This window comes from Kribbella caucasensis (assembly GCF_004361855.1).
Classification (GTDB): Bacteria; Actinomycetota; Actinomycetes; order Propionibacteriales; family Kribbellaceae; genus Kribbella; species Kribbella caucasensis.
On the sequence record NZ_SNWQ01000061.1, the window covers coordinates 1 to 8060 of the forward strand.

Below are 8060 nucleotides of genomic sequence, written 5' to 3' on the forward strand. Positions count from 1 at the left end.
CGTCACCCTCGACCCCTGGAGAATCGGCGCCATCACCACCGCCGCCCTCGTCCTACTCCAACTTCAGAAACCCACCCGATGAGAAAACCTCACTGCATCATTTGGCGAGGCTCGTAGTGGACCACGAGATGCCGCACCTCGACAGAGATTGGGACGCGGAAGATCGGATCCACCGGGCTCACCTCGATGCCATCTTGCCGATCGATCAGCTAGATGAGGTGCTCCGATCACACCCCAATAGCCAGATCAATGTCCGCAAGCGGATGAGGGATGCTCAAAGTGATGATGGGCAATCAAAGTGATCCCGGCTGCCGATACACCCCTCGCTTTCGTGCTCGCTGACTGTTAACGTCGCGCCGGTTCCGATGGAGTGGATTCGCGGAGCGCCATCGACTCTATTCGTCGCCACTCGTACATCCGGTTGTCTCGGTGCATCTCAATCAACGGCACCGTACCGACGTGAAAGTGTGCGGGAGTGCTCTCGACGCCCTCAAGCGCGGTAACCGCGTCGGTGGCTGACCGATCGGCGTTGACGTACGCGAAGCTCACATGTGGCTGGAAGTCGGTGGAGCCCAAGTCGATGGTTCCCTGCCCCAGAACCTTCTCGATTGCTGATCGGACGGCGTTCCGAAGGTCGTTGAGCGGTTGCACGTCCTCCGGCACCAGCACCAAGGCTTCTGGTCGGATGAGAGGAAGATTGAACGCGAGGGTAAACGGCTCAACTCTGGCCAGCTCTGCGCGCGTCGCCTTCACCACCGAGGCGAGGTCTTCCGGCGAAATGTCATCGACGAACGCAAGCCCTTGCATCGTTAAATGGAGCCACTCACGCGGGATCGGATCGAAACCGACCATGTCGCCGATCGCGTCCTGGTACCGCGCCACCAGGATAGCTAGTTCCTCGCAATCCCCGACCGCGAGGTGGAACGCGTAGAAGCGTGTCCCGATCTGCCAGCCTGGACGCCACCACCAGTGATTCCGGAGTTCGGTTGCGTGGCGCCACATCCACTCTGGCTTGTCCGTCATCGGTCCTCCTAGATCTCCGACTGTGCGTTCGGCTGCTCGGCTTCGGCGGTGATCTCGTACTCATCGATGAGCATTACCCGATCGGCCGGCCAAACGGACTCGGATACTTCGAGAACGTCACCATCGGCGCTGCTGGCCGCGTGAATGACATGGAGCACTGGCATCCCCGGGGCGAGATTGAGAAGGTCGCTCTCGTTGGCAGTTGGCAGGCGAGACACCCAAGCATCACGGGCGTGGGCATACTGCTTGCCGGTCAGGTCTTCGACGCAAAGAAACAATGCCTTCGGCACTACCGTGGGCTCCTCAAGGTAGGTGCCTCCGCCAATCTCGATGGGGATGTAGCTTGCCCCGACTTCCTCAAGGCGGCCGTCTGCTCGGTCATAGAGATGGCGGCGGCGTACTACAACCTCCGTTCCAGGTGTCACGTTCATCGCCTCGGCAATGTGGGGGGGCACCGGCTCTCGACCTGCGAACACGATCCTGTGCTCAAGATCTGAGGTCAGCAGCTGCTTGTCGTCACGGGCGCGTCCGTAGCGGTTGCGTGATCGTCGCTGTCGCCGCCGACCGTCTTTGACGAACGTGCCGACGCCATGTCGTGACTCGATGAGGCCCTCGGCACGAAGGACGCCGATGGCTTGGCGGAGAGTGTTAAGGCTGACGTTGAATCGCTCCAAGAGCGTCGTCTCCGCTGGCAGTCGATCGCCCGGCTGCAGCTTGCCTGACTGAATCTCGGCACGCAGCGTATCGGCGATGCGGTGGTACTTCGGGCCGCGTCCGGCGGCCAAGTCGAAGGTCATCTGTTCCTAACTCCTATAGAGGTCTTGACTTCTAGAGTACGAGCCCTCTACCCTCCTGTCACATAACCAGTCCTCTATAGGACACGAGGACACTAGGACGCGAAGGAGCGATTCCTCATGAAGCTGAACATCGACACCACGGGCAAGACGTTCACGGTCACCAAGGGTGTGGAGGAGAAGAAGGACCAGAACGGCCGGCAGAAGGCTGACCGGAACACCAACGAGCTGCTCTGGTCGGTTCAGGTGATGGCGCTCGACGAGACGGGCGGCGAGGTGATCAACGTGACTCTGGCGGGCAATGCCATGCCGAAGGTCGCGGTTGGCGCTGTTGTCGTGCCGGTCGAGCTGGAGGCCATGCCGTGGGCCACCAATGGGCGGAACGGTGTCGCGTACCGGGCCAAGAACCTCAACCCGGCGACGGGTTCTGCGAAGTCCTGATCTCCACTCGTCCCGTGATTTCGTGCAACTGCTCAAGCTGAGGGGTAGTCATGTCGCAACCGGTGGATGACCGAACCATCACCGCGAATCAGGCACAGGCCGAGTACGTGGCCAAGTGCAGCGAAATCGTCGAGATCGAACTGGTGCTGGTCTTGCTCGACCAGAGCATCGCCGAGAGCCTGTACCGGGCTGAACCTGTCGTTGCGATCAGCAACGATGCGCTTGCCGTCTACGCGTCGGACGCGTTCTGGCAACTGCTGGATCTGTACCGCGAGGCATCGAACCGTCGCCTCGATCTGTACGCCGCCCGCGACTACGCGCACGCGGTCTGGACGTCGGCTTCGGCCGAATCAACCGCGGCTGACACCTACGTGTCAACGCCGATGAACCACCGCTAGAAACCAAGAACGGCCCTCGAAGGGGCCGCTCCCTGGAAACGAGACACGAAGCCGGGTCAAAGGCCTGAGAAACCGTCCTGGCTTCGTGTCTTTCCTGACGCAACCCCCTGAGAGGGAGGTCTTGTCATGCCCAAATCTACCCGTAACCGGTCGGCTGGTCGAGTACGCCGTGGGCGCGGTACCACCAGCACCGTCGAGACCATCATTCGGCCGTCGCAGTCCCTGCCGGTCATCATCGCGCTGTCGATCTGGCGCTGGCGCTGGGAAATCGCCTGCCTGACCGCTCTCGCGGTCGTCTACTACCACCTGACCACCCCAGACGGCTGGGAGTTCGAGCCGGTCCCGGCTCTGCTGCTCATGGCCGCACCCGTTCCCGTGGTGCTGGCTATCCGGCCGGTACGCCGGTTCCTGCGCAACCGCGTGTGGTGCGTGATCACCCGGCACCGGATCCGGGCCTGCCTGACCGAGATGCGGACCCTGAACTACTCGGGGAACCTGCCGTTCATCATCGGCTGCTTCTCCACCAAGACCGGGGAAGCCGTGTGGCTGTGGATGCGTCCCGGCCTGTCGGCCGAAGACCTGGAAAACAAGGCCGAAACCATCGCCTCGGCGTGCTGGGCACGCAAGGCACTGATCGGCCGCACCGACCGCAACGCCGCGCTGATCCGCGTGGACATCGACCGGCGTGACCCATTGGCGAAGACCCACATCACCTCGCCGCTGCTCGACGACACCAGCGGCATGCCCGAAGCGGCAGTCGCCGATGACGCTCTCCTGGCCTTCATCACTCCGGAGAGCGCCTCCAGCGAGCCCATCGCCGAAGCGCCGGCCAGAGCCGACACGAACGCGGGCCGCACCAAGACATCGAAGACCAAGACCACCGCCGCCGTGAACGACAGCCAGACGGTGATCTTGGGCACCAACGGAGAAGACGTGTCCGACTATGTCTAGCTTCAAACCGAAACAGGTGTTCCCCCGGCGCAAACCGGGGGCCACCCCCGCACCCAAGGGTGCGCTCTCGATCTACGACCCGGCCTATCTGGGTCTCGACACGCGTGGCCACGCGGTCACGGTGCCGCTCATGTACCGCAACATCCTGCTCGGCGGCGAACCGGGCTCCGGCAAGTCCGTGGCCTTGGGCAACATCGTCTCCCACGCCGCCTTGTCCATCGATGTGGACCTGGTGCTGATCGACGGCAAGCTCGTCGAGCTGCTGCCGTACGCGCCGATCGCGAAACAGTTCGTCGGCAACCACATCACCATCGCGCTCCGCGTCCTGCGGGAACTGCAAGCCGAGATGGATCGCAGATATCTGCACCTGGCCCAAACCGGGCGCAAGAAGATCACCGACCAAGACGGGTTCCGCGCCACCCTGCTGGCCATCGACGAACTCGCCTACTTCACCGTCACCGTCGGCACACCCCAGCAGCAAGACGAGTTCAAGACCCTCGTCCGCGACCTGGTCGCCCGGGGACGGGCAGCCGGGATCATCGTCGTCGCCGCGACCCAGCGGCCATCGGCCGACATCGTGCCGACCTCACTGCGCGACCTGTTCTCCTACCGGCTCGCGTTCCGCTGCACCACCGACTCCTCCAGCGACATCATCCTCGGCACCGGCTGGGCCAAAGAAGGCTACTCGGCCAAGGACATCTCCCCCGACACCATCGGCATCGGACTGCTCCTGGCCGAAGGCGGCATCCCCCGCCGCATCAAAACCGCCTTCCTCACCGACCACCACGTCACCCGGCTCGTCCGCCGAGCCGTCCACCTCCGGAGGGCCGCATGATCACCGTCAAACCCGTACCCGCCGACACCTTTACCACCGCGAGGGACACCGACGGCAACACCGGATGGCTTCACAACTGCGGAGCCTTCGTCTACTTCCCCACCCAACCCGAACGCTGCGGCCAGTGCTGGTCGGCCCTGCGCAATCGCCAAGCCCACAACGGCAACTGGCGCATCGCCTACGTCACCCGCGAGGAGGCCCTGTCATGACGTACTACGACGCCTCCGGTGGCGAACGCGACGACCGGATCATCGTCGGCTACGACTTCACCGACAACTCAGTGGCCGGCATCAACCTCGCCTGTAACGGCCAAACCCCCCGCGTCGCCATCGACCTAGGCAACGCACCCATCGAGATCGAACTCATCACCAGCTCGGTCACCGCGCTCAGCCACCTGATCGACGCCCTGTACGAAGCCCGAGCGCTCCTCGAAGAACACCAAGTCCAGCACGCCACCGGCACCGAGTGGATCCAAGACCCGCTCTATGTCCCCGACACCTGGACCGGAGAACAGCAATGAACCACACCACCACCGACAGCACTGTCGCACGACGACTGGCAACCCGGTACCGGCGACTCGACGACGCCATGCAAGCCGTCTACAACGACGTCCTCACCCACTGCGACGCCATCCGCGAGCAGACCGAACAGCGACTGGGAACCACCGACGAAGACACCATCGTCGACGACCCCACCTACCACGAAGCACTCGAACTGTTCGGGCTGGTCTTCGAACTCAAAACCCGCATCCAGCACGACCTCCGCTCCCTCTGGATGGGAGACGAACGATGAGCCGCTACCTGCCCAACGATGGGCGCTACCCCGACGACACGCCTGTCTGGACGCCGTATCCCCTCCCTGACAGCCCGACAGCCTACGAGGACTGGCCCTGGCTGCAGGGAACCGTCCTCGGTCAATGCGGACCCGACGAATGGCACATCGTCATCGACGCTCCCGAACTCGTCGAGCACGGCGACGGCTACGACTGGTCACCCGCATGCTTCCGCAACTCCAGCGAACTCCGTCGGATCGGAGCCGACCGATGACGACCGACACCCTGACGGCCCCGGTTCCGGCCAAGCCCGCGACCACAACCAAGCTCACCGGCCTCACCGGTCACAACACCACCGCACTGTCCGGCATCACCGGCTGGACCGTGTCCAAGACCACCGCCGTCTACAACGGCGCACCCACGGCAGCGCTCGACTCCGTTCAGAACCGCATGGACCACGTCCGCGCCACCGAAGGCGGCAGAGCCACCGGCTACGCCTCACTCATTGCCGTCCGCAACAAACTCAAGGAACTCAGCACCGGTGGGAGCCACCCTGCCGTCCAGGTCACGATCAAGCGGGCGAAGAAGAAGCCCGCTGCCACCACGACCCGGACCGGGTCGCCTATGGCTCGGATGACACGTAAGCGTCAAACCGAGTACACCACCGCGGAACTCCTGTCCGCCCTCGAAACCGCGTGGGCCGCGATCCGCGCCAACCACACCGAAGTCCCCGCCGTCGTGATCATCGTCGGCTCCGGCACCGCCACCAAACACGCCAAGTACGGACACTTCGCACCGACCCGGTGGCAACACGGCGAACACCGCCTGGCCGAAGTCCTCATCTCCGGCGAAGGACTCAAACGACCCGCCGAAGAGGTCTTCACCACCCTGCTCCACGAAGCCGCACACGCCCTCGCCAACGTCCGCGAGATCAAGGACACCAGCAGACAAGGCCGCTGGCACAACCAGAAGTTCGCAGCCCTCGCAGGAGAGCTCGGACTCGACACCACCAAAGATCCCAAGATCGGCTGGTCGCCCTGCACCCTCCGCAAGGAGACCGCGACCACCTACCAGAGCGTCATCACCGAACTGAAGAAGGCGCTCATCGCCTACCGCCACCCCGAAGCCATCGGCGGCGGCACAGAGAAGAAGACCAACAACAACGCGGTCCCGTGCGCATGCCAATGCCCACGCCGCATCCGCGTCGCCAAACAGGTCCTCGAACTCGGGGACATCACCTGCGGCGTTTGCGACTCCACCTTCGAACCCGACGAGTAACCCCACGGTTCGTTGCTGGCTCCCATCTCCGGAATCCACGGGATCCCGGAGATGAGGGCGAACACCGAACACCCCAGACCCAGCAGTACCAATCGAAAGGACGCACCCGATGAGCCTCGACCTCAACGCCTACGCCGAACTCACCGCCCACCGCGCCGTTGCCGACAGCACCTTCTACTGCGACTGGGTAGCCGCCGAACACCTCGGCGGCCACGACTGGTGCCCCACCGTCCTCGAACCCGGCGACGACTACACCCTCGTCCTCCTCGGCGACACCACCGTCGGCCGCTACTGCATCGGCTGCGGCTACCACCTATTCGGCAGCCCCGAACTCGAACCCGCTCCCGCCCGTACCGCCTGACACGTAACCGTCAACCCAAGGAGTCGCCGTCACGACCGACCCCGGCCGGGGGGAGGCACGGGGTCAGTCTGACTGGCCCGCATCGGGGGGGGTGGACACGCAACCAGCTACGACCAACGCTACGCGCCCGCCAACGCAGCGCAGATCACGAAAGGAGGCCCAATCATGACCGTTACCAGCATCATCCCCACGCGGCCCGTGAGCGGCCTCCAAGACCCGCTCATCCCGATCGAGACCCACCGGCCCACCATCGACCCTGGGAAGCGCCACAACGCCGCCTCCGGAGTCGAGGAAGCCATCGCACGGGCCGCGTCCACCGCCGACTACGATGCCTGGCTGGACCACACCGCCTCCGCGGGCGGCTGCGTCCGGCCGATCCAGCTGCGCGGCGAAGCCCACATCGTGTCCGAGCGGACCGGGCGGATCATCTCCACCCGGCACACCGACGACATGCCCGACGGTGTCATCTACAAGGCCTGCGGGAACCGCCGCGCCGCCGTCTGCCCGTCCTGCGCGGAGGTCTACCGGGGCGACACCTACCAACTCGTCCTGGCCGGCCTCCAAGGCGGCAAGGGCATCCCGGCCACGGTCGCGCAGCACCCGTGCGCGTTCGTCACCTTCACCGCCCCCTCGTTCGGGCCGGTCCACTCCGCCCGCAAACACCGGGGACGCGACGGCCAGCTCCGCAACCAGACCTGCCGACCGCGCCGCAAACCCGACCCGTGTCCGCACGGGATCGACCTGCGCTGCCACCAGGTCCACCACGACGGCGAGAAGATCCTCGGCACACCCCTGTGCCTGGACTGCTACGACCACGACCACCAGGTCGTCTGGAACGCCCTATCCGGCGAACTGTGGCGCCGCACCATGGAACGCGCCAAAGACACCCTCCGCCGCTGGGCCAACAAGCACGGCATCGCCGTCAAGGTCTCCTATGGCAAGGTCGCCGAAATGCAGGCGCGCGGCGTCGCGCACTTCCACGCCCTGATGCGCCTCGACGGTGTCGATCCGCTCGAGCCCCACCAGCCAGCGGTCCCGCACCTCACCGCGGACTTCGCCCTGCTCGCCGCCGCGATCCGCCGCGCCGTCGAAACCACCCGGTTCCGGTCCCTGCCCAATACCGGTAACTTAGGGTCTGGTGCGGTACGGTTGGGGTGTGGCGAGGGTTGGTCAGGTCAAGTCCCGATCGGGTGACAGGTTGACGGAT

The 8060-nt window shown here is 64.6% G+C and carries 14 protein-coding genes; 12 read left to right on the top strand and 2 right to left on the bottom strand.

Annotated elements, in window-relative coordinates:
• On the top strand, nucleotides 1–302 hold a 302-nt coding region (locus EV643_RS46335), incomplete at its 5' end, for a hypothetical protein (protein WP_238166222.1).
• Nucleotides 303–345: 43 nt separating this feature from the next.
• On the opposite strand, the gene EV643_RS43485 is transcribed toward EV643_RS46335, so the two are convergent.
• Together EV643_RS43485 and EV643_RS43490 are read right to left on the bottom strand one after the other, a co-directional pair.
• Entirely contained in the window at nucleotides 346–1023 is a 678-nt protein-coding gene (locus tag EV643_RS43485) for a 2'-5' RNA ligase family protein (protein ID WP_133806093.1), read from the bottom strand.
• 8 nt (nucleotides 1024–1031) lie between these two features.
• Nucleotides 1032–1820, bottom strand: coding sequence for a GntR family transcriptional regulator (locus EV643_RS43490; RefSeq protein ID WP_133806094.1), 789 nt, complete (start codon nucleotides 1818–1820; stop codon nucleotides 1032–1034).
• A gap of 117 nt (nucleotides 1821–1937) precedes the next feature.
• Between EV643_RS43490 and EV643_RS43495 the strand changes: the two genes are divergently transcribed.
• The 11 genes from EV643_RS43495 to EV643_RS43545 all read left to right on the top strand — a co-directional run bounded on the left by EV643_RS43495 (nucleotide 1938) and on the right by EV643_RS43545 (nucleotide 8047).
• The gene (locus tag EV643_RS43495) at nucleotides 1938–2258 is read left to right on the top strand and encodes a hypothetical protein (protein WP_133806095.1); all 321 of its coding nucleotides are present in this window, start codon (nucleotides 1938–1940) and stop codon (nucleotides 2256–2258) included.
• 50 nt (nucleotides 2259–2308) lie between these two features.
• Entirely contained in the window at nucleotides 2309–2656 is a 348-nt protein-coding gene (locus tag EV643_RS43500; RefSeq protein WP_133806096.1) for a hypothetical protein, read from the top strand.
• A 126-nt stretch (nucleotides 2657–2782) separates the two neighbouring features.
• Nucleotides 2783–3607: a hypothetical protein gene (locus EV643_RS43505; protein ID WP_133806097.1), complete on the top strand. Its 825-nt coding sequence runs from the start codon at nucleotides 2783–2785 to the stop codon at nucleotides 3605–3607.
• A complete protein-coding gene (locus EV643_RS43510; RefSeq protein ID WP_133806098.1) occupies nucleotides 3600–4442 on the top strand; it encodes an FtsK/SpoIIIE domain-containing protein in 843 nt (280 codons plus the stop codon). The genes EV643_RS43505 and EV643_RS43510 overlap by 8 nt, the downstream gene beginning before the upstream one ends.
• Nucleotides 4439–4651 carry a hypothetical protein gene (locus EV643_RS43515; protein ID WP_133806099.1) on the top strand — a complete coding sequence of 71 codons (213 nt, stop codon included), beginning with the start codon at nucleotides 4439–4441 and terminating at the stop codon, nucleotides 4649–4651. The genes EV643_RS43510 and EV643_RS43515 overlap by 4 nt, the downstream gene beginning before the upstream one ends.
• Nucleotides 4648–4962: a hypothetical protein gene (locus EV643_RS43520; RefSeq protein ID WP_133806100.1), complete on the top strand. Its 315-nt coding sequence runs from the start codon at nucleotides 4648–4650 to the stop codon at nucleotides 4960–4962. Before EV643_RS43515 ends, EV643_RS43520 begins: the two co-directional genes overlap by 4 nt.
• Entirely contained in the window at nucleotides 4959–5234 is a 276-nt protein-coding gene (locus tag EV643_RS43525; protein ID WP_133806101.1) for a hypothetical protein, read from the top strand. Before EV643_RS43520 ends, EV643_RS43525 begins: the two co-directional genes overlap by 4 nt.
• A complete protein-coding gene (locus tag EV643_RS43530; RefSeq protein ID WP_133806102.1) occupies nucleotides 5231–5488 on the top strand; it encodes a hypothetical protein in 258 nt (85 codons plus the stop codon). Before EV643_RS43525 ends, EV643_RS43530 begins: the two co-directional genes overlap by 4 nt.
• Nucleotides 5485–6492 (top strand): SprT family zinc-dependent metalloprotease, encoded by a 1008-nt coding sequence (locus tag EV643_RS44595; RefSeq protein WP_166665812.1) that lies wholly within the window; start codon nucleotides 5485–5487, stop codon nucleotides 6490–6492. Before EV643_RS43530 ends, EV643_RS44595 begins: the two co-directional genes overlap by 4 nt.
• 109 nt (nucleotides 6493–6601) lie before the next feature.
• Nucleotides 6602–6853, top strand: a complete 252-nt coding sequence (locus EV643_RS43540; RefSeq protein ID WP_133806103.1) for a hypothetical protein — start codon at nucleotides 6602–6604, stop codon at nucleotides 6851–6853.
• Between the two features lie 165 nt (nucleotides 6854–7018).
• Nucleotides 7019–8047 (top strand): replication initiator, encoded by a 1029-nt coding sequence (locus EV643_RS43545; protein ID WP_133806104.1) that lies wholly within the window; start codon nucleotides 7019–7021, stop codon nucleotides 8045–8047.
• Nucleotides 8048–8060: the final 13 nt, after the last annotated feature.

What these genes read in the sequence shown, in the direction of transcription:
- EV643_RS43505 (WP_133806097.1), top strand. Translation starts at nt 2,783, where the DNA reads ATGCCCAAATCTACCCGTAACCGGTCGGCTGGTCGAGTACGCCGTGGG.
- EV643_RS43500 (WP_133806096.1), top strand. Translation starts at nt 2,309, where the DNA reads ATGTCGCAACCGGTGGATGACCGAACCATCACCGCGAATCAGGCACAG.
- EV643_RS43530 (WP_133806102.1), top strand. Translation starts at nt 5,231, where the DNA reads ATGAGCCGCTACCTGCCCAACGATGGGCGCTACCCCGACGACACGCCT.
- EV643_RS43490 (WP_133806094.1), bottom strand. Translation starts at nt 1,820, where the DNA reads ATGACCTTCGACTTGGCCGCCGGACGCGGCCCGAAGTACCACCGCATC.
- EV643_RS43510 (WP_133806098.1), top strand. Translation starts at nt 3,600, where the DNA reads ATGTCTAGCTTCAAACCGAAACAGGTGTTCCCCCGGCGCAAACCGGGG.
- EV643_RS43515 (WP_133806099.1), top strand. Translation starts at nt 4,439, where the DNA reads ATGATCACCGTCAAACCCGTACCCGCCGACACCTTTACCACCGCGAGG.
- EV643_RS43520 (WP_133806100.1), top strand. Translation starts at nt 4,648, where the DNA reads ATGACGTACTACGACGCCTCCGGTGGCGAACGCGACGACCGGATCATC.
- EV643_RS43525 (WP_133806101.1), top strand. Translation starts at nt 4,959, where the DNA reads ATGAACCACACCACCACCGACAGCACTGTCGCACGACGACTGGCAACC.
- EV643_RS43485 (WP_133806093.1), bottom strand. Translation starts at nt 1,023, where the DNA reads ATGACGGACAAGCCAGAGTGGATGTGGCGCCACGCAACCGAACTCCGG.
- EV643_RS43540 (WP_133806103.1), top strand. Translation starts at nt 6,602, where the DNA reads ATGAGCCTCGACCTCAACGCCTACGCCGAACTCACCGCCCACCGCGCC.
- EV643_RS43545 (WP_133806104.1), top strand. Translation starts at nt 7,019, where the DNA reads ATGACCGTTACCAGCATCATCCCCACGCGGCCCGTGAGCGGCCTCCAA.
- EV643_RS44595 (WP_166665812.1), top strand. Translation starts at nt 5,485, where the DNA reads ATGACGACCGACACCCTGACGGCCCCGGTTCCGGCCAAGCCCGCGACC.
- EV643_RS43495 (WP_133806095.1), top strand. Translation starts at nt 1,938, where the DNA reads ATGAAGCTGAACATCGACACCACGGGCAAGACGTTCACGGTCACCAAG.